Source organism: Blautia sp. JLR.GB0024 (genome assembly GCF_037000545.1).
In the GTDB taxonomy this organism is placed as follows: domain Bacteria; phylum Bacillota; class Clostridia; order Lachnospirales; family Lachnospiraceae; genus Blautia; species Blautia celeris.
Window position 1 is genome coordinate 343,017 of record NZ_JBANBF010000002.1, and the last position, 24,845, is coordinate 367,861.

Consider the following 24,845-nt stretch of genomic DNA (forward strand, 5'->3'; position numbering starts at 1 on the left):
CCGCCTGTTACAGCGGAAAGGTATGCAGGTACCTGATAAGGTCTGTGCTGTGAGGCACAGATGAAAAGAAGTGGTAACACGGGTTAACGCTCGTCTTCTCAGAATGAGGGGATGGGTGTTTTTTTATTCTTCCACAGAAAAGTAAAGGAGATAAAAAATGGACAGGAAAAAATATTATATTACTACAGCGATTGCCTACACCTCAGGCAAACCGCACATTGGCAACACCTATGAGGCTGTTCTGGCTGACAGCATTGCCAGATTCAAAAGACAGCAGGGCTATGACGTGTTCTTCCAGACAGGAACAGACGAGCACGGACAGAAAATCGAGATGAAGGCAGAGGAGGCAGGCGTGACCTGCAAAGAATTTGTAGACCAGGTATCCGGAGAGATTAAGAATATCTGGGATATGATGAATACCTCTTATGATAAATTTATCCGCACCACAGACGACTATCACGAGAAACAGGTACAGAAGATCTTCAAAAAACTGTATGACCAGGGCGATATCTATAAGGGACATTACGAGGGAATGTACTGCACCCCCTGTGAGTCTTTCTTCACAGAGTCCCAGCTTGTGGACGGCAAATGTCCGGACTGCGGACGCCCGGTGACACCGGCGAAAGAGGAGGCATATTTCTTTAAAATGAGCAAATATGCCCAGCGTCTGATCGACCACATCAATGAACACCCGGAATTTATCCAGCCGGTTTCCAGAAAAAATGAGATGATGAACAACTTCCTGCTTCCGGGTCTTCAGGATCTGTGCGTGTCCAGAACCTCTTTCAAATGGGGAATCCCGGTAGATTTTGACCCGAAACACGTGGTGTATGTGTGGCTGGATGCCCTCACAAACTATATCACCGGAATCGGATATGACTGTGACGGGGAGAGCACAGAGCAGTTTAAGAAAGACTGGCCTGCTGACCTGCATCTGATCGGCAAGGACATTATCCGTTTCCATACCATTTACTGGCCCATCTTCCTGATGGCTCTCGATCTGCCCCTTCCGAAACAGGTATTCGGACATCCCTGGCTCTTACAGGGCGATGGCAAGATGAGCAAATCCAAAGGAAACGTTATCTACGCAGACCAGCTTGTAGACTTCTTCGGTGTGGATGCTGTGCGCTACTTTGTGCTCCATGAAATGCCTTTTGAAAATGACGGAGTCATCACCTGGGAGCTGATGGTGGAGCGCCTGAATTCAGAGCTTGCAAACACCCTCGGAAACCTGGTAAACCGCACTATCTCCATGTCAAATAAATATTTCGGCGGAGAAGTATCCAGCACCGGAGTGACCGAACCGGTTGATGAGGATTTAAAGGCAGTTGTGCTCGGAACAAAGAAAAAAGTGGCGGACAAGATGGAGGAACTTCGTGTGGCAGACGCTATCACAGAGATCTTCGCCCTGTTCAAACGCTGCAACAAATACATTGATGAAACCATGCCGTGGGCACTTGCCAAAGACGAGAGCAAAAAGGACCGTCTGGCAGAAGTGCTTTACAATCTGGTTGAAGGCATCTGCATCGGTGCTTCCCTGCTGGAATCCTTCATGCCTGAGACAACAGAGAAGATTCTGTCCCAGTTGAATGCATCTAAGAGAACTTACGAAGAGCTGGATACTTTCGGGTCCTATCCTTCAGGCAATAAAGTGACAGAGAAGCCGGAAATTCTCTTTGCCCGCCTTGATGTAAAAGAAGTCATGGAAAAAGTAGAGGCTATGCGCGCAGCCGAGACAGCGGCAGACGCACCGAAAGAGGAGCAAAAAGAGGAAGAACCGGTTGTGGATATTGAAGCAAAACCGGAAGTGACGTTTGATGATTTTATGAAAATGCAGTTCCAGGTGGGCGAGATCATTGCCTGTGAGGAAGTAAAAAAATCCAAAAAACTGCTCTGTTCCCAGGTGAAGATCGGAAGCCAGGTAAAACAGATCGTCTCCGGAATCAAATCCAATTATAAGCCGGAGGACATGGTAGGAAAGAAAGTAATGGTACTGGTGAACTTAAAGCCTGCAAAATTGGCCGGAATCCTGTCAGAGGGTATGATCCTGTGCGCAGAGGGACTGGACGGCGAGCTGGCACTCATGACACCGGATAAGGATATGCCTGCCGGCGCTGAGATCTGCTAAGAGACAGAATAGAAATATATACCGCGGGGATGTGCTGTGAATGGCACATTTCTGCGGTGTTTTTTTTGTTACGGACACAGCCTGATTTTCAGTAGAATTTACAGAAAATCCAGACTTATTTTTGTGCAAAAGGTAAGAATTGGTGATAATACACAAAAAATAATTGACGTGGAACGATACACATGATAGGATTGTACATGAAAAGAGGAGATACAATATGGTGACAATATATGATGTGGCAAAAAGAGCAGGCGTATCAAAGACACTGGTATCCCGTGTCCTGAACAATCAGTCAGGTGTAAGCCCGGAGTCAAGGAGCCGCATTAAGGAAGCGATGAAGGAGCTTCACTACAAGCCCAACACGCTGGCCAGGTCTCTGGTCCTGCAGAGGACAAATGTGGTTGGTGTTATTTTGGATTCACTGACAGAGCAGTATTTTTTTGATGTGATCAGAGGTGTGGAGGATACCGTAAAGGAAAATCATTTCCGGGTTATTTTCTGCAGCGGAAGAAATGACAGAGGTGAAAAGGAGAACTACATAGATTTTTTCAGCAATGGTGCTACAGACGGAGCCATTATATACGGAAGTGATCTGGATGACGCAGATTTGATCCGCAAACGGGCGGAGATGGAATTCCCCTTCGTAGTTGTGGAGAATGAGGTGGAGGATGCCAGTGTAAATAATGTTCTGGTGGACAATACCTATGGTTCCAAGCTGGCCATCGACCATCTTGTGGAAAAAGGATGCAGGCGCATCATGCATGTCACAGGTGCAAAAGGGACAAAAGCAGCCCTGCGCAGGTGGCAGGGTTATCTGGCAGCCATGGAGCAGCAGGGTCTGTCACAGTACACGTCTGTTGTGGAGTGCGAGGAGTTTGGTGTCGATGAGGGGTATCACGCCGTCAGGACCTGGCTTAGCGGGCACAGCAGGGAGGAGCTGCCGGATGCCATATACTTCGGAGCAGACAACACAGCCTTTGGAGGCATGATAGCTCTTGAGGAGGCAGGTATCCGGATTCCTGAGGATATCAAGATTGTAGGGTTTGATGATGATAAGCCCTGGGGCGTGGAGAAAAAACTGAAAAAGCTGACAACCATCCGTCAGCCTTTGTACGAAGTGGGGGCAAAGGCAGTGCAGATACTTCTGCAGCAGATACAGAATCCGGAGACGCCAAGACAAAAAGTTGTAATAAAACCGGAACTGGTGATCCGTGAGACAACAGAATGAATGATTAGGACAACAAGGAAAAATCCTTGTTTGTTCTTTCAGATAAATGTGGAACGATACACAACGAAAAAGCACATATTAGGAATGTGTTTTTTCTATCGGCAAATGTGGAACGCTACACAAAAATAAAGGAGGTCATAGTAATGGAGGGAATGAAATTTACAATCGTGGGGGCGGGAAGTTCCTACACACCGGAGCTGCTGGACGAAATGGCGATGAGAAAGGAACAGCTCCCGGTAAAAGAGGTCATGCTCTATGATATTGACGAAAAACGTCTGAATATTATGGAGGGATTCTGCAAAAGATTTGCAGAGAAACTGGGACTGGACGTGGAGATCCGGGCAACCACAAGCCTTGATAAAGCGCTGTACGGCGCGGATTTTGTGGATACGCAGATAAGAGTCGGAGGAAACAGACAGAGAGTAAAAGACGAGAAAATCCCTCTGCAGTACGATCTGGTAGGCCAGGAAACTACAGGTGCAGGCGGAATGATGAAAGCATTCCGTACAATCCCGGTCATGCTGGACGTTGCCAGAAAGATGGAGGAGCTGTCCCCGGAGGGCTGGCTCATCAACTATACCAATCCCACCGGATTAGTAACAGAGGCTGTCACCCGTTATACTAAGGCCAATATTGCGGGATTCTGTTCCGGAGGTATTTTCCCTAAGATGTGGGCAAAGCGTGCTCTGGGAATCCCCTATGAGCAGGTACAGTACGATTACATGGGACTGAACCACATGAACTTCATCAGCAATATAACAATAAACGGACGTCCTGTTACAGAGGCGGAATTTGAAAAAATAGCAGCACAGAATGATGACGTGGACCTGGAACTGATCAAACTGCTGGGTGTCATTCCGAGCCCGTATCTCCAGTGGTACTATCATACCAACGAAAAAGTGGCAAAATTCAAAGCGGCACCAAAGACTCGCGGTGAGTATGTGCAGGATTTGGAAAAAGATGTATATGCAGCATACGCGGATGAGACAAACTGCGACAAGCCGGAAGCTCTGGCAAAACGCGGTGGCGGCGGTTATTCAGAGGTGGCTATGGGATTTGTGAATGCTGTCTACAATAACGTGGATACTAAGATGGTAGTGAATGTGCCCAACAACGGGGCAATTTCCTTCCTGCCGGACAGTGCAGTGGTGGAAGTCGGGTGTCTTGTGAACAAGACAGGTATGCAGGCGCTGCATGTGACGGAGGTGCCGTCCATGTGCTGGGGACTGGTCGCAGCAGTGAAAAACTACGAACAGCTTGCCGTGGAAGCAGCCGTGGAGGGTGATGTAAGAAAAATGAAGCTGGCACTGCTGGCACATCCCCTAGTACGTCAGTGGGAGTATGTGGAGAAGCTGGTACCTGAGCTTCTGGAAGCCAACAAAGAATACCTGCCCCAATTTCATTTATAAGCCAGGAGGCACAGTATGAGATATGTATTGGGTATCGATCAGGGCGGCAGTAAGACACATGCTGTCATAGCAGACCAGGAGGGCAGGCTTCTGGGAATGGGAAAAAGTTATGGTGCATGCCATTCCAGCACCAGCCTGGACTATGCAGTGCAGGCAGTTGTACAGGCTGCTGACCAGGCCCTGTCAGAGTGCGGTCTGCAGAAAGAGGATGTGACGGCAGTTTTGGGCGGCCTTACTGGGATTGACTGGGATTATGAGGCTGAGCTTCTGGAAAATGAGATACGGAAATATTTTCCGAGGGCAGATGTAAAAATTGTGAATGACTGTATCATTGCCATGCGCGCAGCCACTAGAAAACAGCAGTGCGGAATACTCTGTGCGGGTTCAGGACTGAACTGTGCGGTGCAGAACGGCGAGGACTGTTTTGTTTATGGATTTTATATTCCGGATGAGTACCAGGGCGGTTGGAGTTTGGGGAAAAAAGCAGTGCAGGCTGTATTTGACGCTCATATGGGACTGCTGGAAAAGACGGAACTGACCCCCCGTCTTCTGGAACATTTTCAGGCACAGTCCGTGGATGAACTGCTTTATATGCAGGTAATGGGAAAAATCAAGAGCAGTGATTATCTGAATTTGCCCATCATCCTTGAGGAAGCCGCCTGCCGGGGAGACAGGACTGCAGGTAATATCTGGATTCAGTACGGAAAAAGGATAGTCGTTTATCTGGAAGCCCGCATGAGGAAAATGGGTATTTTGGAATGCGATACAGACATTGTGCTTTCCGGAAGTATCTTCAAATGTAAGTTTCAGGGATTTCAGGATGCAGTGGAAAGGGAAATATTGAAGAAAATGCCCGGAGCCAATGTCATTGCTGCCGAGTATGAACCGGTGATCGGAGCGGTGCTCATGGGGCTGAAGCGGATGAATAGGGTTCTGGCAGGTGGGATATACAGAAACATAGAGGAAGGCGCAGCCAGATTTCCGGTCAGGAGGCTGGAAAATATCTAATGGGAAAAGGAGAAAAGAAATGAAAGCAAAAAAAGTATTGGGGTTTGTATTAGCGGGAACAATGATCGCAGCATTAGCTGGGTGCGGCAGTACCGGAGGCACTGCGAAAGAAAAGACAGATACAGACAAGAAAGAGAGCAGCAAGGAATCAGGGGAAGATATCAACCTCACATTCTGGCATATCTGGCCGGACGCTGAGATGGGAGAGATTGTAGACAGCTATGTGGAGAAGTTTGAGGAAGAGCATCCAAATGTGCATATTGAAGCTGTTGCTACCCAGGAGGTGGAATATCAGAATAACAAACTGAAGGTTGCGGCAGCAACAGGTTCCCAGGGGGACGTATTTGTGTGTTGGGGCGGCGGATATGCAAAGAATTATGTGGAAGCCGGCAATGTGCTGCAGTTAGATGAGCTGATGGAGAAAAACAACACAAAGGACGATCTGCTGGAGGGTACCCTTACATACGGTACATACGATGATAAGGTGTACGGACTGCCGCTGAAACAGTGGGCTGGTGCACTGTTCTGCAACGAGGAACTCTTTGAAGAATATAACGTAAAGATACCGGAAACCTTTGACGAGCTGCTGGAGGCAGTGAAAGCGTTCCGCGCCGAGGAGGTGACCCCAATGGCACTGGGCGCAAAGGACGGATGGCATATCGGTATGATCCAGAATGCCCTTGCAGTGCGCACAGAGGGTGCGGATTACATGAACCGTGCGCTGCAGGGTGAGGAGACTTTAGATACAGAAGGTATTGTAAAGTCTGCGGAGCTGTTATGCGAACTAAATGAGGCAGGGGCTTTCCCTGAGGGAACCTTGGGCCTTGGGGCTGAGGAAGCACAGGAAGAATTTTATATGGGAATGGTACCCATGTACTACGGCGGAAGCTGGGTAGCATCAGGGTGCGACAGTGATGAAAACGATATCCAGGGGAAGATTAAAGCGGTACCGATGCCCACTGTAGACGGAGGCAAAGGCGGAGTCAACAGCTTCTCAGGCGGTGCTATTGATATGATCATGCTGAATGCCAATACAAAATATCCGGATATGGCTTATGAATTTGCTGTGGGTATTACGAAATATATGTCTGAGGAGGCATACAAGATTGGTGACAGCCTTCCAGCCTGGAAAGTGGATGTGGATGAGTCAGAGGTCAGCCCTACTTTAAAACAGATTGAAAATCTGATTAAGAATGCGGACGGATATGTGCTGGCCTGGGATACTTTCCTGGAAGGAACGGCTATAGAGAAACACTATGAACTGCTTCAGGGACTGATGGCAGGAACAACGACACCGGAGGAGTTCGCGGCAGGCATGCAGGAAGCACAGCTTCAGGTGAAAAAAGGAGATACCGAGTAAGTACGGAGAGGGAAAGTGAGGCAGTAGTATGGAACGAGCATTGAGGGATAAAAAAGCAATTTGTATTTTTGTACTGCCGGCACTCATATGGTTTTGTGCAATTGCATTGTTCCCGGTTTTCCAGTCAGCAGGCTACAGCCTGCTGGACTGGGACGGGGTGACAAAAGCAAAATTTATTGGTGCGGCAAATTATATCAAGATGTTCCAGGATCCATTATTTTTCAAATCCATCTGGAATTCTATTTTGCTGGCCGCAGCCTCTGTATTTATACAGCTCCCCGTTTCCATGATTTTGGCGCTGGTACTGGCAGGTGGTGTCCGCGGCGAGAATTTTTACAGGAACGCCTTTTTTGTTCCTGTCATAATCTCCGGCACGATCATTGCGCATTTGTGGCTGAAAATCTATCATCCGTCCTATGGCCTGTTAAATATGGGACTGGGAGCTGTGGGGCTGGACGCCCTCCAGAGGGAATGGCTGGGAGACCAGGGGACCGCGCTGCTTGCCTGCTTTGTACCTATGGTCTGGCAATATATAGGATATCACATGCTGCTGTTTTATTCCGCAGCGAAATCCATTTCACCGGAAATCATTGAGGCGGCCCAGGTGGACGGCGCGAGCCGGTTTCAGACAGCGGTCAGAGTCATTATCCCCATGATAGTGCCAATGATTAAAGCCTGCGTTATATTTGCCATCATCGGTTCGCTGAAATCCTTTGATTTAATATATATTCTGACAAACGGAGGGCCGGTCCACGCCTCAGAAGTACCGTCACTTCTCATGTATAAGAAGATATTTGTGACCAATGAATACGGGTATGCCAGTGCTATAGCTATTTTCATTATATTAGAGTGCCTTGTATTTACGTTTATCGTACAAAAAATATTTAATCATATCCAGAAAGATTAGGAGGGACCGGTATGAAAAGGAGAAGTTCAAAGCTAAAGAGAACCGGCACGGTGAAAACGATTGTCCTGTTATTTATTACCGTTGTCCAGCTGTTTCCACTCTACTGGATGTTTACTTTTTCCCTGAAGAGCAACCGCGAGATTTTCGGGGGAAATATAGTGGGGCTGCCGGAGAACTGGGAATGGGCCAACTACGCAAAGGTTTTTGAAAAAGCACATCTGGGCAGATATCTGTTCAACAGTACAGTTGTCACAGGACTTACCATAGCATTCACATTGATTTTATCAGCTATGGCAACCTATGCTATTGTGCGTTTAAAATGGAAGCTGAGTAAATTTGTGTATTTTATTTTCCTGACCGGTATGATGCTGTCCATACACGCAGTGCTGCTGCCGCTGTTCGTGAATATGAAGCCGGTGCTGGATACCTACTGGGCGCTGATCATTCCCTACGTGGCCTTTGCCATGCCTACAGCCATATTGCTAATGGTGGGGACCCTGGAGGCACTTCCAAAGGAATTGGAGGAGGCTGCCTTTATTGACGGAGCTAATATTTACAGGGTTTTCTGGCAGATCATCATGCCGCTGTTAAAGCCCATCCTGTCCACAGTTGCCATCCTTACCTTCCTTTCAGCATGGAATGAGATGATGTTGGCCATTGCATTTGTGAGCGGGGAAAAATACAAGACGATCACCGTAGGAGTCAACGACATGGTGGGAAAATATTCTACAAAATGGGGACTGATCGGCGCAGGTCTAACGATTGCCACCATACCCACGCTGTTTTTGTACGTTTTCCTGAGCAAGAACATTCAGAAGAGTCTGGCAATGGGGGCGGTCAAAGGATAGTAAGAGCAGAAAAGAGGAGAAAACATGAACAAAATGTGCAGATGCCCGTACGTACCCTGTAAATACAGGAATCACTGTACGGCTTGCATAATACATAACAAGGAGGAAAAAACATTGCCGAACTGTATGGAGGAAATTGCAGAAAGTTTGGGAGCATGTCTCCCAATCAGGATTCCAGCCACAGAAGTATGCCCGGATATGGAGGGTATGTCAAGGAGATGCGCGGAGCTGGTAAAAGAGTGCCTGGAGGAAAAGAAGGATGCACTGCTGTGCTTTCCTGCCGGCAGCACTGTGGTAAGGACTTGTGAGATACTGCGGGAGATGAAAGAAAAGGGTGAAATTGATTTTTCACAGGCCGAATTTGTTGCGTTGGATGAATGGCTGGATCTGGAGGATGAAAGGGAAAACTGTACAAATTTCCTGAAGAAGCATCTGTACGGCCCGCTGGGGATTCAGCCTGAGAAAATGCATTTGTTTGATATCCACGCAGCGAATTTTAAGGAGGAATGCAGCCGGATTGACCAGATCATATTCAGCCATGGCGGAATCGACCTTATGCTGCTGGGACTGGGCATGAACGGCCATCTGGGATTAAATGAGCCAGGAGGCAGTTTTGAGGATTATGCAAAAGTGGTAGAGCTTTCAGAGACAACCATGAATGTAGGGCAGAAATACTTTTCTTACCCAATGAAGCTGACCAGAGGAATCACCCTTGGTGTACACCACATGTTTGAGGCAAAGAAAGTGATCCTTCAGGTCTCCGGAAAAGCGAAACAGGATATTGTGAAAAAAATGTATAATACACAGCCCACGGAGGAGCTGCCGGGGACTGTCATGAAACTTCTGCCGGGAGGGCTTGTTGTCCTGGATGAAGACGCCGCGGGAGGAATAGAGGACCTGCTGGCGGAATCAGGTTTTCCTGTACCCGGCAGGTGACACCCCTGTCTGTTTCTTAAAAATCCTGCTGAAATACAGCGGATTGTCATACCCAACCAATGCCCCGATCTCACTGACCGTATAATCTGTGGTCTCCAGAAGTTCCCTGGCTCTGCGGATGCGGACGGAGGTGAGATACTGCAGGGGCGGCACGTTGGTGTACTGTTTAAAACTTCTGATAAACCAGCAGGTGCTCATATGCTGCTGTCTGGCATAGTCTTCGATTTTTATATCCCGGTAATAATTTTCATTAAAATAGTGGATGGCCTTTTCCATCTCCTTCTAAATCCTGTGCCGCTCCCCGGGGCCTTCGATCCGGTGGCGGCGTACCAGGAGCAGAAGCTGTTCCAAAAGGAGGGGGAGCAGATCCTCATAGGCCGGACGGAACACCTGAAGTTCCCGTATCATCTGGAAAAACAGGTCCCTGTATTCGGAAAAAACACCGGCATACAGAATTTGATTTTGTGCAAATCCGGCGGCATCCAGCAAGGCTTCTGCCCGGTACCCTGTAAAGTGTACCCAGAAGGCCTCCGGTTTATCTTTTCCATAGTAGACATACTCCTGTCGGACGAAGGGGCGCAGAAGGACCATGTTTCCCTCGCCCACTTCAATCTTTTCCTGGCCGAAAGTGAACCAGGCCCGCCCGGAGGCAATGTAGATAAGCTGGTAATCAGCCCGCCCTTTGGGCCTGAGCGTTGACATGGAAGGACGGGAGATGACCCGGTATATCCCGCTGCTGTTTATGCGCAGGGGGATCTGTGGGTTTTCCAGATCTGTTTCCGCATGGTTTAAATATCCGGTATTCACGTACATAGGCAGATGCTCCTTTGTTCCTTAAACTGCTTTTATTGATTGTATCATTTTGTGCATGTTTTGTCTAATACAGGATATGGATTTTGCTGTGACGTATTTTATAATAGGCAGTATGAGGTGACTTTTTGGCAGGCCTGCGCATTTCCTGCGCGGGCGCGGAACAGTTACAGTAAAAAATATATTTTCAGGAGGGCTATGACCAATGATTGTACCCAGATATTATGAGAACCTTCACATGCTGCACGAGAACACCATGCCGAACAGGGCTTACTATATCCCTGCAGGCACACAGAGAGACGATCTGTGTGAGAACAGAGAGAATTCCGACAGATTCCAGCTGTTAAACGGCAGCTGGAAATTCAAATATTTTGACAGCATCTATGACTTGAAAGAGGAATTTTTCAGAGAGGGATACCAGACGGGAAGCTTTGATGAGATTCCTGTGCCGGGATGCTGGCAGAATTTCGGATATGACAGACACCAGTATACCAACACACGTTATCCATTCCCCATGGACCCGCCGTATGTGCCTCAGGAAAATCCCTGCGGAGCCTATGTGCATACATTCACCTATGCAGAGGATGAAAATGCGCCCAAAGCTTACCTGAACTTTGAAGGCGTGGATTCCTGCTTTTATGTATGGATAAACGGCAGTTATGTGGGATACAGCCAGGTGTCACACTCCACAAGTGAATTTGACGTGAGCAGCTTTTTAAGAGAGGGTGAGAATACCCTGGCCGTTCTGGTTCTGAAATGGTGCGACGGCAGTTATCTGGAGGACCAGGATAAATTCCGCATGAGTGGTATTTTCAGGGATGTATATCTGCTGAAACGTCCCGCACAGGGAATCTTTGATTATTTCCTCACAACAGACATTGCGCCGGATGGAAAGAGTGCGTCAGTCGATGTGGCAGTGACTTATTTTAACGAGGCAGTTCCTGTAAAAATCTCTGTTTACAATGCAGAGGGCAGTCTGGAAGCAGAGAGCAGCCGGGTATCAGAGGACGGCAGGATCCGCATGACCCTGGAAAATCCGGTTCTCTGGAACGCGGAGGAGCCGTATCTGTACAAAGTAGTGCTGGAAGCTGCCGGAGAGGTTATCACAGACCGTATGGGTATCCGTGAAATCTGTACCAGAGACGGAGTGGTTTACATAAATGGAGTAAAGGTGAAATTCCATGGCACCAACCGCCACGACAGCGATCCTGTTACAGGGTTTGCCATCAGCCTGGAACAGATGAAAAAAGACCTGCAGTTAATGAAAGAGCACAACATCAACTGCATCCGTACCAGCCACTATCCAAATGCGCCGCAGTTCTATCAGCTCTGTGACGAATACGGATTCTTTGTTATTGACGAGGCGGACAATGAGAGCCACGGAACCGCTGATATCTATATGGAAGATGATTCCTGGGAGGAGAGGGCTTCCAGATGGAATCAGGCCATTGCGGATAACCCTGCATTTACGGAGGCGACTGTGGACAGGACACAGCGCTGTGTGCACAGAGATAAGAACCGTCCGTGTGTAGTGATCTGGTCCATGGGAAATGAATGTGCATACGGCTGTACTTTTGAGGCGGCACTGGCCTGGACAAAGGAATTTGACCATACCAGACTGACCCACTTTGAGAGTGCCCGCTACACATCCAAGGATAAAAAATACGATTATTCCAATATAGATCTTCACAGCCGTATGTATCCGGCTATTGAGGAGATCCACGACTATTTTGCAAAAAACCCGGATAAACCTTTCGTTATGTGCGAATACTGCCATGCAATGGGCAACGGCCCCGGAGATTTTGAGGATTATTTCCAGGTCTTCCAGCAGTACGACGGCGCCTGCGGTGGTTTTGTATGGGAGTGGTGTGATCATGCCATTTACATGGGCAAGACCATTGAAGGAAAGAAAAAATACGCGTACGGGGGCGACCACATGGAGTACCCGCAGGACGGCAACTTCTGTATGGATGGTCTGGTATATCCTGACCGCACACCGCATACAGGCCTGCGTGAATTCAAAAATGTACACCGTCCGGCCAGAGTAGTTTCTTTTGACCAGGAGAAGAAAGAGGCAGTTCTGCACAATTATATGGATTATGTAAACTTAAAGGACTACCTCTATATAACTTATACGGTAAACTGTGACGGAAGCATGATCGGGGAAGGATGCATCTGCCCGGATGACATGCCTGACATCAGCGCTCATGAAGAGGGTGTGATTGCCCTGGATTATGAGGTTCCGGAAGCAGGTAAATGTTACCTGAAGCTGGAATATCATCTGAAGAATGCCACAAGATTTCTGCCGGAAGGCTTTAAACTGGGCTTTGATGAGATTCAGCTCCAGACAAAGGATATGAGAAACCAGAAGGCAGTGAAGATTCTGGAAGTGACAGAGGAATCCGGAGAGGCGGGCAAAGAGGCAGGGCAGCCGCCTGTATTCAGCGTAGCCCAGGATGACAGGAATCTGTTCGTAAGCACAGACAAATTCTCCTATACTTATGACAAGCTGACTGGTCTCTTCTCTGAACTTAGTTATGTAAACTGCAAGGTTCTGGAGCGCCCGATGGAATACAACATCTGGAGAGCACCCACAGACAATGACAGAAATATTAAGAACATCTGGAGAAAAGCGAAGTACGACAAGATCGTGACAAGGGCTTACCGCACGGATTACACGGTTCTGGAAGAGGAAGTACAGATCCACACAGTTCTTTCCGTATCAGCAGTTATCATCCAGAGAATCCTGGATATTGATGCCACATGGACGATCCGTGCCAACGGAAGGATTGACGTGAAGCTGGATGTGAAGAAAGACCCGGAATTCCCGGAACTTCCGAGATTCGGCCTGCGCCTGTTCCTGCCCCGCGATATGGCGGACATCACATACTATGGACTTGGCCCTGTGGAGAGTTATCAGGATAAACGCAGAGCCAGCTATCATGATGAGTTCCATGCCGCCGTAAAAGAGCTGCATGAGGATTATATCCGTCCGCAGGAGAACGGCAGCCACGATGACTGTGATTATGTGAAGGCTGAGGGCAGCAGGATCAGCCTGGCAGCAGTGGGCGCAGATACCTTTGCCTTCAATGCGTCTGTATACACACAGGAGGAGCTGACGGAAAAGGCACATAATTATGAGCTGAAAGCCTCCCCCTACACAGTGTTCTGCCTGGACTACCGCCAGAACGGAATCGGCTCCAACAGCTGCGGACCGAGACTTCTGGAGAAGTACCGTTTTGTTGAAAATGAATTTACCTTTGCAATCAGCCTGCTTCCGGTGGTAAAATAAACAGAATAATTGAAAATATAAAATGGGGATGCGGCCGGCTCTCTCTGCGAGACAGCAGACAGGGCGGGCGGCAGCCCCATTTTCCTACGCGGGATTTTCTGATGCGGGCTGTTTGCGCACAGGAAACACAGGACAAAATGTTTATTCATGGAGGAGGATACTATGTGCAGCAGAATTGAAATGGAAGGCCCTGTTTATAATACACGGGATCTGGGAGGGTATACAGTAAAGGACGGCAGGACGATCAGACACTGCCGCCTGTTAAGAAGCGGTGCCCTTGGAAAATGTACAGAGTCTGATATCAGACAACTGACAGAGGAGTATGGATTGAAAACAGTGGTGGACTTAAGGACAAACGGTGAGAAGACAGAACTGCCGGACCCGGAGATAAAAGGGGTGGAATTCATACATAATCCTCTTTTAAGTGATGCCATGCTGGGAATCACCAGAGAGGGACAGGAGCAGGCGGACAGTCTTTCAGCCATGATCCTGGAACTGCTGAAGGAGGCGGAAAACCATCCAAAGGAAAACATGGAAAAAATTTATCTGGCTCTTGTCTCTGACGATTTTTCCGTCACCGGACTGAAGCATTTCTTTGATATCCTTTTAGCTCAAAAAGAAGGGGCTGTCCTCTGGCACTGCTCTGCGGGAAAGGACCGGGTAGGCACAGCCACAGCCCTTCTGCTGACTGCGCTTGGCGTGGAACGGGAAGTGATCATCCGGGACTATCTTCTGACAAATGGATATCTGGAACCGGAGACAGAAGCCATGGTCGCAAAAGTAGCTGCAAAAGTGCAGAATGAACGCATTCTCAATGGAATCCGCATTCTAAACGGCGCGGAGAGAAGTTATATAGAATCCATGTTCGCGGAGACGGAGAGACAGTGCGGAAGTACCGAAGCATTTTTGAGGGAGAGGCTGGGGATTACAGATGAGAAAACAGATATATTGAAGGAGATGTATCTGGAATAGAGGGCAGAAGGCAGATGTGTGGTACTTCTCACGTTTACGCCTGCCGGGAGAGGGCCAGCTTAATTAATAGGTACGGGTATTTGTCCGTTAGAGGTCAATTTGCGATAGGACGAATACCCGCTGTCACAACTCTTATGCATGGCGAGTGCAGTAAATACATAAAGTTTACTGCATGGTTATAAAAATTGAATTATGGATTCAGCTATGATATCAGGTGCTTCCCGGTGAACATAATGACCGCATGTTAAATCAATGAAATGGGCATTATCATTAGCGGAAAAATATTCCCTGTGTATTCTGCCCCATGCAGGTACTGCTTTCAAATTTGCCTTGTCATTTGACAGAAAGCACAGCAAGGGAACTTGAGGGGATTTTCCATTTTCAACTTTAACAGCATTTTCTTTTACATAATCTATTTCATCCATCATATTCTTACTCAGCAATTGTCTGGAAGTAATAACTTCCATTGCCTCCCGTTCCGTTTTATCCAATAGATTATTTTTCACGGCAGGATGGTTTTTAACCATAGCTGCTGCAAGCGGCCTGCGCAGAAGATGTCCAAACCGGGCCAGGAGAGGAAAGTATTTTGGTATCTCCATAATCCGATATACCTGAGGAACAGCCATGTCCAGTCCAAGGATGGCATAGACTTCATCCGGATATTTTTGAGCCCAGTATATAGCTTCCAAGCCGGAAAGGGAATGGGGTGCCGGAATAAATGGACCGGCTATATCTGCCTGCTTTAAAGCTTCCCTTGTTTCTTCCAGAATGGTGTCAATATCCCGCGGATGACTGGTCTGCCCGCTCCATCCATACCCCGGGCGTTCAACTACCACGATGTGGAGCCGGTCCTTCAGCAAATGCCATAACGGTTTAAAATCATATGTAGGACATTCCGTGCCGGAACCGGACAAGAATACAATTGGGTGATGCATTGCCGTGGTTGAAGGGGGTATAGAGAAGACGTGCATATATGTATCGTTAACTTTTACCATTTTGCCCGGAGCATTCATATTTTCCTCCTAATTGATTTAACAGTTTTCCCGTATCACTCTGCAGGGACTTCCCACAGCGACACTGTTGTCAGGAATGGATTTTGTCACAACACTTCCCGCGCCGATGACCACATTGCTGCCGATGGTCACACCGGGCAGAATCACAGCGCCGCCGCCGATCCACACATTATCACCGATAATGACAGGTGCCGTCCTGGTCTTGCAGAAAGAGAAACTGCCGTCCTCCTTTAAGGGGCCGAACCGGTCTGCCGCGTTGGTGGGATGAAAGGCTGTGTAAATCTGCACATTTGGGGCAATCAGCGCGTTATCGCCGATCTCAATTCTGTTGTCATCCAGAAAGGTGCAGTTCATATTCACTTCACAGTTATTTCCGAAATAAATATTGTTCCCGTAATCCACATAAAAAGGCGCGGTGATCCACAGATTGTCACCCCGGCTGCCCAGAAGACGGTTTAAGATGCGGTCCTTTTCCTCCAGATTCTCAGACAGAAGTCCATTGTACTCCCGAATTAGATTTTTAGCCAGGTGCCATTGGGCTAAAAGCTCCGGGTCACCGCAGTCGTACAGCTCTCCGGCCAGCATTTTCTCTCGCTCTGTCATTTCTCATCCTCCATAACCATCCGCCGTGGTATTTCAGCAGGGCGGTGATATTTTTCTGCGTTTTTTTAATTATAAGTGTTCTATATTCTTTAAGCAAGGAAAAACATTTCTTATAGATAATACATTGACACATTGCTACTATGTGGTACAATGTAGTTATACAAGGTACTAGGCGATACAAAGTAGAGGCGGTGAGAGAATGTATGACAAGTCACAGCTTATGAGGGGGACGCTGGAAGGGTGCATTTTAAAGATTATAAGTCTGGAGACAACGTATGGATATGAGATCGTGACAAAGCTACAGGGCTTTGGTTTTGGAGATATGAAGGAAGGTACTATCTATCCGCTTTTAGTACGTCTGGAGAAAAAGAAGATGATCTCATCCACTATCCGCCCATCCCCATTGGGTCCCAGCAGAAAATATTATTCACTCACAGAAAGCGGAAGGGAACTTCTTGGAGAATTTGAAACGTGCTGGCATCAGGTGACAGAGACGGTAGATTCTATTTTGAAGCAGGGGGTGAACATATGAATACAGGTGTAGAGGTTATTTTTCATAATCCTTATCTGAAAATCAGAAGGAACAATAAAGATGAAGCCGCAAAACTGGCAGGTCCTGACTGGAATGTATTAAATCTACTGATGAAAGCTTTAAGCCTGCCGAGGATTGGCTTATATGACCAGGAGCTCATTAAACGAGATTTGATTGCAATGGCAAAAGAGGCGCGGGAGAGAGGAGAGTCTCTGGCTGATATCATAGGAGAAGATCCAAAATACTTCTGTGATTCACTGGCAGAGAGCACTGGTGCAGCGACTGTCGGCGAGAAACTGCTGTACTGGCTGGAACTGTGTGTGAGTAATCTTTGGTTTTGGGCTATGGTTTTATTCCTCGAGTATACGCAAGAAAATGGAATCATGAAAATTCCGGTTGTATTTGGTTCTGTATATATGGCATTATTATTTTGCATCAGCGGAATCCAGATATTTGTGAGCAGTAAATACGTGTTTGGCAGAAGAATGCAGAGGATGGTTCCGGCAGCGGCAGGTTTTCTGGGAGCAGCACTATGTTGTCTGCCGCTGTATATTTTTAATGATCAGCAGGATTTGGTCTGGGAAATTCATGCCGGCATTGTGTTCGGCGTACAACTGCTGCTTTTTCTTTTGACAAAGCTTGTATTTTATATTCATATGTATCATGAGGCGGTGAAGGATGGCGGCTGACAGGAATATTTTACAAATTTATCATTGACAGTTCAAAAGCAATCGGTTATAGTATCCATTAATAAGAGGGAGTAGCTGGCGCCGTCGGCGTTTGCGATATCGTCAATCTCGATGGGAGAATATCCCGTCCGTATCGTGATGAAACAGCGAGACTTTTATTGCATGCTTGTTGTGCAGTAAAAGCCTCGCTTTTTTGCGTTGCAGGCCATGAAAAACCAATGGTTATGGCAGGGCATACGAGCAAAATGGTATGAAAGAGGTTTTTACAAAGCACACTAGAGATAAGCAGTACGTATCCACACATGGAACCATGGCAGCACGGCATGGGTTCCGCAAAAAACGTTTGGAGGAGAGCGAATGAAAGAATTTTATCAAATGTCGAGGACAGAGGCGCAGAAAACCATCAATGGAAGCACGCAGCCTCTGACAAACGAACAGATTAAGGCCAATCAGGAAAAATACGGCCCCAATGCTCTGTTGGAAGAAAAGAAAAAATCCATCCCGCAGATTTTTCTGGAGCAGTACAAAGATTTTCTTGTGATCATCCTGATCGTGGCAGCCATTGTTTCCGGTGTTCTGGGCGAAATGGAGAGTGCCATTGTCATCCTGGTGGTCATCACCATGAATGCCATTCTCGGAACAGTCCAGACCGTGAAGGCAGAGCAGTCTCTTGACAGCCTCAAAGCCATGTCAGGGCCTGAGGCGAAGGTCCTGAGAAACGGCGATGTGGCGAAGATACCCTCTGACCAGGTGACTGTGGGCGACATTGTCATGCTGGAAGCGGGCGACTATGTCCCGGCTGACGGACGGATCCTTGAAAATGCCAGCCTTAAGGTAGATGAGAGTGCCCTGACAGGTGAGAGCCTGGGCGTGGATAAGACGGAAGACCCCATCGAAGGCGAGGTACCGCTGGGTGACAGAACCAACATGGTATTCTCAGGAAGCTTTGTCTCTTACGGCCGCGGCTCCTTCCTTGTAACCTCCATAGGCATGGAGACAGAAGTGGGAAAGATCGCTAAACTGCTGAAAACCACTTCCGAGAAAAAGACACCGCTGCAGATGAACCTGGACCAGTTCGGCCAGAAGCTGTCCATCATAATTCTGGTTTTCTGCGGTATCCTGTTTGGAGTCAGTGTTTTCAGGGGAGAATCCTGGGGAGAGGCATTCTTGTTTGCCGTAGCGCTGGCTGTTGCGGCCATACCGGAGGCACTCAGCTCCATTGTCACCATTGTGCTTTCCTTCGGAACGCAGAAAATGGCAAGAGAACATGCCATTATACGTAAACTCCAGGCAGTGGAAGGCCTGGGAAGTGTATCTATTATCTGTTCAGACAAGACAGGTACCCTGACCCAGAACAAGATGACAGTAGAATACTACTATGTAGAAGGCCGTGAGATTCCCGCGGAAAATATTGACCTGGATGACCCGGCACAGAAGCAGCTTCTCCGCCACAGTATTCTCTGCAATGACTCCACCAACAAAAACGGCGAGGAGATTGGAGATCCCACCGAGACAGCCCTTATCAACCAGGGAGATAAGCTGGGACGCCCTGCGGAGGTGGTCCGCGACAAGTACCCCAGATGCAGCGAGGTGCCTTTTGACAGTGATCGTAAGATGATGTCCACCCTTCATAATTTAAGAGAGGGTGCCACCATGATCACAAAAGGCGCGGTGGATGTTCTGTTGAACCGTGTCTGTTCCATACAGAAAGATAGCGGGATAGTCCCCATCACAGAGGAAGACCGCAGAGCCATCGAAGAGCAGAACCAGAAGTTTTCCGGAAACGGACTCCGTGTTCTGGCATTTGCCTATAAACGGATGGAGGCCGGCACACAGCTCTGTGTGAACGATGAAGATGATCTGGTATTTCTGGGACTGATCGCCATGATGGACCCGCCGCGTGAAGAGTCCAGGGCCGCGGTTGAAGAGTGTATCAGTGCAGGCATTAAGCCTATCATGATAACCGGTGACCACAAGGTGACAGCAGCAGCCATTGCAAAACGTATCGGCATTCTGAAGGATGAATCCGAAGCCTGCGAGGGCGCTGTGATTGAAAATATGACGGACGAGGAGCTGCAGGATTTTGTGGAAGGTATATCCGTCTATGCACGTGTTTCACCGGAACATAAGATACGCATTGTCAGGGCATGGCAGGAGAAGGGAAATATTGTCTCCATGACAGGCGACGGCGTCAATGACGCCCCCGCTCTGAAGCAGGCCAATATCGGTGTGGCCATGGGCATAACGGGAACCGAGGTGTCCAAGGATGCCGCTTCCATGGTCCTGACGGATGATAACTTTGCAACCATTGTCAAGGCAGTGGAAAACGGAAGGAACGTTTACAAGAACATAAAGAGTGCCATCCAGTTCCTGCTCTCAGGCAACTTTGCGGGAATCCTGGCGGTACTGTACGCGTCCTTGGCAAATCTGCCCGTGCCGTTTGCGCCGGTACACCTGCTGTTTATCAACCTGCTGACAGACAGCCTTCCGGCTATTGCGCTGGGGCTGGAGCCTCACACCAAAGATGTCATGAAGGAAAAACCGCGTCCTATGAATGAATCCATACTGACGAAGGATTTTCTCTCCTATATCGGGACAGAAGGTCTTGTTATCGGTATCATGACCATGATAGGTTTTTACATCGGCTATCAGGAGAGCCCGCTCCTGGCCATGACAATGGCATTCGGAACCCTGTGTACCTCCAGGCTGGTGCATGGATTTAACTGTAAATCCGTAAGACCTGTTTTATTTACTAAGAAATTCTTTAATAATATTTACCTCATCGGTGCATTTGTGTTAGGATTAGTATTAATCACCTCTGTGCTGATGATTCCGGGGCTGCACAAAATTTTCAGCGTGCAGACATTGGATATGGCACAGCTTTTCACAGTGTACGGCCTGTCCATTGCAAACCTGCCGGTTATCCAGGCGCTGAAATGGGTACGTGCGAAACTGAAAAAGTAATCAAAGAGGGGAGAAGGAGAGGAGAAGTATGAACCTGAATAAAAAAGATATGAAGAATCTGATGCTTCTGATTCTGTTTGCAGTGGTTGTCTATGTGGGAATACAAAGGGCAGATGTACTGCTGGTCTTTGCACGTTTCATGGTAGGGATAGCCTATCCTTTCCTTCTGGGAGCCGCATTTGCCTTTGTACTGAATGTTCCCATGAGCTTTCTGGAAAAGAGACTTTTCGGAAGTGCCGAGAGTAAAGGAAAGATGAAAAAGCTGGGACGCCCGCTGAGTCTGATCCTCTCCCTCATTCTGGTGGTGGGCGTAGTGCTTGTAGTCATCCTTGTGGTTGTACCGGAAATGGGTCAGACCTTTATGAGTGTGAGTGCCAGCATAGAAGCCGCCATACCGAGGCTTCAGACTTGGGCTGTGGAAACCTTCCACAACAACAAACAGATTGCTGAGTGGATCCAGAACCTGGAATTTGACTGGAATTCCATAATCGGCACAGCAGTTGACTTCCTGAAAAACGGTGCCGGAAATGTGCTCAACTCCACAGTGGCAATGGCACGCACAGTGGTCAATGTACTTATGAATTTTTTCATCGCCCTTGTATTTGCCGTATATATCCTTCTGCAGAAGGAAAAGCTGACGGTGCAGGTTCAGAAAGTTTTCTACGCTTTTCTGTCTGCAAAGATGGTGAAAAAGGTTCTGGAGGTGTGTTCCCTCAGTTACAGGACATTTGCCAGCTTTGTCACCGGTCAGTGTCTGGAGGCAGTGATCCTGGGAACCATGTTTTTCGTATCCATGACCCTGTTTCGTTTCCCGTACGCTATGCTGATCGGTATACTGATTGCATTTACAGCGCTGATTCCCATATTCGGAGCGTTTATCGGCTGTGTTGTGGGTACCTTTCTGATATTGGTGGTGGATCCCATGAAGGGGCTGGCATTTATCGTGCTGTTTCTGGTGCTGCAGCAGATTGAGGGGAATCTGATCTATCCTCATGTAGTCGGGAACTCGGTGGGGCTGCCCTCTATCTGGGTGCTGGTGGCAGTGACCGTGGGCGGCAGTCTGATGGGTGTTGTGGGTATGCTGATCTTCATACCGCTTACATCTGTTGTGTACGCGCTGTTCCGCCAGACCGTTTACAAGAAATTGAAGGAGCGGAATATTCATGATATTTGAGACACATGCACATTACGATGACGAGGCGTTTGACGGGGACAGGGACAGCCTCTTAACCTCCATGGCGCAGCACGGAATCGGAACGATCATCAATGTGGGCGCCAGCCTGCGGGGTGTGGAGGATACGGTCAGGCTGACAGAAAAGTATCCTTTTGTCTACGGAGCAGTGGGCGTTCATCCCGACGAGGTGGGCAGCCTTGATGAGGAGAAAATAAAATGGCTCAGAAGCCTGTGTGATCTGGAGAAGATCGTGGCAGTGGGTGAGATTGGCCTTGACTATTATTGGGATAAGGAACATCATGAGGTCCAGAAAAAATGGTTTGTCCGCCAGATGGATCTGGCAAAAGAGACCGGGCTTCCCATTATTGTACACAGCCGTGATGCGGCAAAGGACACACTGGATCTTATGAAAGCAGAGAGGGCAGATAACCTGAAGGGCGTGATCCACTGCTATTCCTATTCTGTGGAACAGGCAAAGGAATACATGAACATGGGGTATTATCTGGGCGTAGGCGGAGTCGTCACCTTCAAAAACGGAAAGCGGCTGAAAGATGTGGTGGAATACGCACCGCTGGATTATCTTCTGCTGGAGACAGATGCCCCGTATCTGGCACCTGAACCCTACAGAAGACACAGAAACTGTTCTGTGTATCTGACTTATGTGGCGGAGGAGATTGCCAGGATCAAGGGCGTTTCCTATGAGACTGTGGTGGATGTGACCAGGGAAAACGCCAAAAAGCTGTTTGGTATATGATAGGGAGGAAGCGTCAGCCGTGAAGTCGGGCAGAGCGGCCTTAAACAAGAGGGTATTGTAAAAACGTATTTTACAACACCCTCTTGATTTTTTGTATACCGATTGGTATAATAATAGGCAGAACAAAGGATGAAAATAAAAAACAAAAGATAGATACAATGCAGAACAGCCGGGAGGCAGTTATGGATAATAAAGAATTGATATTAAAGTCGGCGCTTGATCTGTTTTATGCCAAGGGGTATGATGCGGTGGGCGTCCAGGAGATCGTGGATAAGGCCGGAATCTCCAAGCCAACTTTATATTACTATTTTGGAAGCAAGCTGGGACTTTTGCAGAATCTGCTGGAGACAGGATATCAGGAGTTTGAAAGCAGGCTGATCGATATAGCCAGGCCGGGGGAAAGCCTTCCGGGTGTGCTTTATCAGGCAGCGCGGACATTTTTTGACTATGCTGCGTCCAATCAGAAATTCTATTTATTCATGCTGTCTCTGTTTTATTCCGGAAGAGAGAACGAGGCCTATAAGACGGTTTCGCCCCTTATAGAGCGGTATTATAAGATCATTGTGAAGATATTTGAGGATGCATCCCCCCAATTGGGGAACATGCGGGGGCGGCAGGAATTATTTGCCGTGGGGTTTACAGGTGTGCTCAACCATCATATTATGACAGTGAGCTACGGGCTATCCGAAGAGGAAAGATTTGAAATTTCTGATGAGACCACATATGAGATTGTGCATCAGTTTATGTATGGGATATATTCGTAGTCAAGGAATGGCGTTCCTGCATGGTTTGTCTGGGCCTGCCGCATCGGGCAGAGCCGGAAAAGGAGGAAACGAAACATGGCAAAATGGTATGAAGAGGCAGTATTTTACCATATGTACCCTATCGGGATGACGGGCGCCCCCAGGGTGAATAGAGAAGAAGGTGTTGTACACCGCTTCGCGGAGCTGGAGAAATGGCTGCCGCACCTTGCGGACATTAAGGCAACAGCAATCTATATCGGACCTCTGTTTGAGTCCACCACCCATGGGTATGACACCAAGGATTATAAGACTGTGGACCAGCGGCTTGGTGACAATGAAGACTTTACCAGATTTGTGAAAAAGGCGCACGAGCTGGGAATCAGGGTCGTGGTGGACGGTGTGTTCAACCACACGGGAAGAGAATTCTTTGCCTTCAGGGACATCCAGCAGAACCGGGAGGGTTCCAGGTACTGCGGATGGTATAAGGGCATCAATTTCGGATGGAACAATCCCTACAATGACGGATTTTCCTATGAAGCCTGGAGAAACTGCTTTGAGCTTGTGAACTTAAACCTGCAGAACCCGGAAGTAAAAGGTTATCTTCTGGATGTGATAGATGAGTGGATCGATACCTTTGATATTGACGGCATCCGCCTGGACTGCGCGGATTGTCTTGACTTTGGCTTCATGGAGGAAATGCGCAGGCGCACAGGTAAGAAGAAAGAGGACTTCTGGCTTATGGGGGAGGTCATCCACGGAGACTACAGCCGATACATCCAGGACGGACAGAAAATGCTGCACAGTGTTACGAATTATGAACTTCACAAGGGCATATATTCCGGACACAATGACCACAATTACTTTGAGATCGCCCATACCATAAGACGGGAATTTGAGGAGAACGGCGGTATCTACAGGGGGATGAAGCTGTATTCCTTTGTTGACAATCACGATGTGGACCGCATTTACAGTAAAATCAATGTGAAGGAGCATATTTACCCCATCTATACACTGCTGTATACGCTTCCGGGGATACCATCCATCTATTACGGATCGGAATGGGGAATTGAGGGAAGCAAGAACAACGGCGGTGATGACGCTCTAAGGCCGGCCGTGGATATCAGGGAAGCCCTGGAAGAGCATAAGGATTCCGGGATCATGCTCTGGGTCAAGACACTGGGAGAAATGCACGAGAAGTATAAGACCTGCCTTGCAGAGGGAAGATACAGGGAATTGATGCTCACCAACAGGCAGTTTGCGTTTGTCAGATTTACAGAGGAGGAAGGTCTTGTCACGGCTGTGAACAATGACGAGAATCCGGCACAGGTGAGTATTCCGGTGCCGGTGGAGAATAAACGTTATGTAAACCTTTTGACACAAGAGGAAGTGGAGCCGGAGAACGGCAGGCTGAATTTTACCATAGAAGCAGCGGGAAGTGTTCTGCTGGAAATCCTGCAGCAGGGTTAAAGTGCTGT

General features: G+C 48.0%; 21 protein-coding genes. 17 read left to right on the forward strand and 4 right to left on the reverse strand.

The window, feature by feature from the left end:
• Positions 1 to 157 precede the first annotated feature (157 nt).
• From metG to V8Q34_RS05685, 8 genes are all read left to right on the forward strand, one after another.
• Positions 158 to 2,128, forward strand: a complete 1,971-nt coding sequence (gene metG / locus V8Q34_RS05650) for a methionine--tRNA ligase (protein ID WP_148391955.1) — start codon at positions 158 to 160, stop codon at positions 2,126 to 2,128.
• Positions 2,129 to 2,345: 217 nt separating this feature from the next.
• Positions 2,346 to 3,356, forward strand: coding sequence for a LacI family DNA-binding transcriptional regulator (locus V8Q34_RS05655; RefSeq protein ID WP_033142924.1), 1,011 nt, complete (start codon positions 2,346 to 2,348; stop codon positions 3,354 to 3,356).
• Between the two features lie 143 nt (positions 3,357 to 3,499).
• Positions 3,500 to 4,765 carry a 6-phospho-beta-glucosidase gene (locus V8Q34_RS05660; RefSeq protein WP_033142923.1) on the forward strand — a complete coding sequence of 422 codons (1,266 nt, stop codon included), beginning with the start codon at positions 3,500 to 3,502 and terminating at the stop codon, positions 4,763 to 4,765.
• 15 nt (positions 4,766 to 4,780) lie between these two features.
• Positions 4,781 to 5,773, forward strand: a complete 993-nt coding sequence (locus V8Q34_RS05665; RefSeq protein WP_033142922.1) for an N-acetylglucosamine kinase — start codon at positions 4,781 to 4,783, stop codon at positions 5,771 to 5,773.
• A 19-nt stretch (positions 5,774 to 5,792) separates the two neighbouring features.
• Positions 5,793 to 7,133 carry an extracellular solute-binding protein gene (locus V8Q34_RS05670; protein WP_227246873.1) on the forward strand — a complete coding sequence of 447 codons (1,341 nt, stop codon included), beginning with the start codon at positions 5,793 to 5,795 and terminating at the stop codon, positions 7,131 to 7,133.
• A gap of 28 nt (positions 7,134 to 7,161) precedes the next feature.
• Positions 7,162 to 8,040, forward strand: coding sequence for a carbohydrate ABC transporter permease (locus V8Q34_RS05675; protein WP_033142920.1), 879 nt, complete (start codon positions 7,162 to 7,164; stop codon positions 8,038 to 8,040).
• Between the two features lie 11 nt (positions 8,041 to 8,051).
• Positions 8,052 to 8,888, forward strand: coding sequence for a carbohydrate ABC transporter permease (locus V8Q34_RS05680; RefSeq protein ID WP_033142919.1), 837 nt, complete (start codon positions 8,052 to 8,054; stop codon positions 8,886 to 8,888).
• Between the two features lie 114 nt (positions 8,889 to 9,002).
• Complete coding sequence (locus V8Q34_RS05685) at positions 9,003 to 9,824, forward strand: glucosamine-6-phosphate deaminase (RefSeq protein ID WP_335835046.1); 822 nt, start codon at positions 9,003 to 9,005, stop codon at positions 9,822 to 9,824.
• Here the strand turns inward: V8Q34_RS05685 and V8Q34_RS05690 are convergent.
• Both V8Q34_RS05690 and V8Q34_RS05695 read right to left on the reverse strand, forming a co-directional pair.
• Positions 9,798 to 10,100, reverse strand: coding sequence for an AraC family transcriptional regulator (locus V8Q34_RS05690; RefSeq protein WP_335835047.1), 303 nt, complete (start codon positions 10,098 to 10,100; stop codon positions 9,798 to 9,800). The two genes, V8Q34_RS05685 and V8Q34_RS05690, sit on opposite strands and share 27 nt — an antisense overlap.
• A 6-nt stretch (positions 10,101 to 10,106) precedes the next feature.
• Positions 10,107 to 10,637 carry an AraC family ligand binding domain-containing protein gene (locus V8Q34_RS05695; RefSeq protein ID WP_335835048.1) on the reverse strand — a complete coding sequence of 177 codons (531 nt, stop codon included), beginning with the start codon at positions 10,635 to 10,637 and terminating at the stop codon, positions 10,107 to 10,109.
• A 202-nt stretch (positions 10,638 to 10,839) separates the two neighbouring features.
• Between V8Q34_RS05695 and V8Q34_RS05700 the strand changes: the two genes are divergently transcribed.
• Positions 10,840 to 13,926, forward strand: a complete 3,087-nt coding sequence (locus V8Q34_RS05700) for a glycoside hydrolase family 2 TIM barrel-domain containing protein (protein WP_256129840.1) — start codon at positions 10,840 to 10,842, stop codon at positions 13,924 to 13,926.
• Positions 13,927 to 14,088: 162 nt separating this feature from the next.
• Positions 14,089 to 14,898 carry a tyrosine-protein phosphatase gene (locus V8Q34_RS05705; RefSeq protein ID WP_227246868.1) on the forward strand — a complete coding sequence of 270 codons (810 nt, stop codon included), beginning with the start codon at positions 14,089 to 14,091 and terminating at the stop codon, positions 14,896 to 14,898.
• 176 nt (positions 14,899 to 15,074) lie between these two features.
• On the opposite strand, the gene V8Q34_RS05710 is transcribed toward V8Q34_RS05705, so the two are convergent.
• Positions 15,075 to 15,911, reverse strand: coding sequence for an alpha/beta fold hydrolase (locus V8Q34_RS05710; protein ID WP_052099644.1), 837 nt, complete (start codon positions 15,909 to 15,911; stop codon positions 15,075 to 15,077).
• Positions 15,912 to 15,929: 18 nt separating this feature from the next.
• Complete coding sequence (locus V8Q34_RS05715) at positions 15,930 to 16,514, reverse strand: sugar O-acetyltransferase (RefSeq protein WP_054350398.1); 585 nt, start codon at positions 16,512 to 16,514, stop codon at positions 15,930 to 15,932.
• A 199-nt stretch (positions 16,515 to 16,713) separates the two neighbouring features.
• On the opposite strand from V8Q34_RS05715, the gene V8Q34_RS05720 reads away from it, so the two are divergent.
• From V8Q34_RS05720 to V8Q34_RS05750, 7 genes are all read left to right on the forward strand, one after another.
• Positions 16,714 to 17,046 carry a PadR family transcriptional regulator gene (locus V8Q34_RS05720; protein ID WP_148391949.1) on the forward strand — a complete coding sequence of 111 codons (333 nt, stop codon included), beginning with the start codon at positions 16,714 to 16,716 and terminating at the stop codon, positions 17,044 to 17,046.
• Positions 17,043 to 17,735 carry a hypothetical protein gene (locus V8Q34_RS05725; protein WP_335835049.1) on the forward strand — a complete coding sequence of 231 codons (693 nt, stop codon included), beginning with the start codon at positions 17,043 to 17,045 and terminating at the stop codon, positions 17,733 to 17,735. The genes V8Q34_RS05720 and V8Q34_RS05725 overlap by 4 nt, the downstream gene beginning before the upstream one ends.
• Before the next feature lie 357 nt (positions 17,736 to 18,092).
• Positions 18,093 to 20,699, forward strand: coding sequence for an HAD-IC family P-type ATPase (locus V8Q34_RS05730; protein ID WP_033142914.1), 2,607 nt, complete (start codon positions 18,093 to 18,095; stop codon positions 20,697 to 20,699).
• A 28-nt stretch (positions 20,700 to 20,727) separates the two neighbouring features.
• Complete coding sequence (locus V8Q34_RS05735) at positions 20,728 to 21,873, forward strand: AI-2E family transporter (RefSeq protein ID WP_033142913.1); 1,146 nt, start codon at positions 20,728 to 20,730, stop codon at positions 21,871 to 21,873.
• The gene (locus V8Q34_RS05740; protein WP_033142912.1) at positions 21,863 to 22,627 is read left to right on the forward strand and encodes a TatD family hydrolase; all 765 of its coding nucleotides are present in this window, start codon (positions 21,863 to 21,865) and stop codon (positions 22,625 to 22,627) included. Before V8Q34_RS05735 ends, V8Q34_RS05740 begins: the two co-directional genes overlap by 11 nt.
• A 182-nt stretch (positions 22,628 to 22,809) precedes the next feature.
• Complete coding sequence (locus V8Q34_RS05745; RefSeq protein ID WP_033142938.1) at positions 22,810 to 23,391, forward strand: TetR/AcrR family transcriptional regulator; 582 nt, start codon at positions 22,810 to 22,812, stop codon at positions 23,389 to 23,391.
• 75 nt (positions 23,392 to 23,466) lie between these two features.
• On the forward strand, positions 23,467 to 24,837 hold the full coding sequence (locus tag V8Q34_RS05750; protein ID WP_335835050.1) for an alpha-amylase family glycosyl hydrolase: 1,371 nt from the start codon (positions 23,467 to 23,469) through the stop codon (positions 24,835 to 24,837).
• Positions 24,838 to 24,845 lie beyond the last annotated feature (8 nt).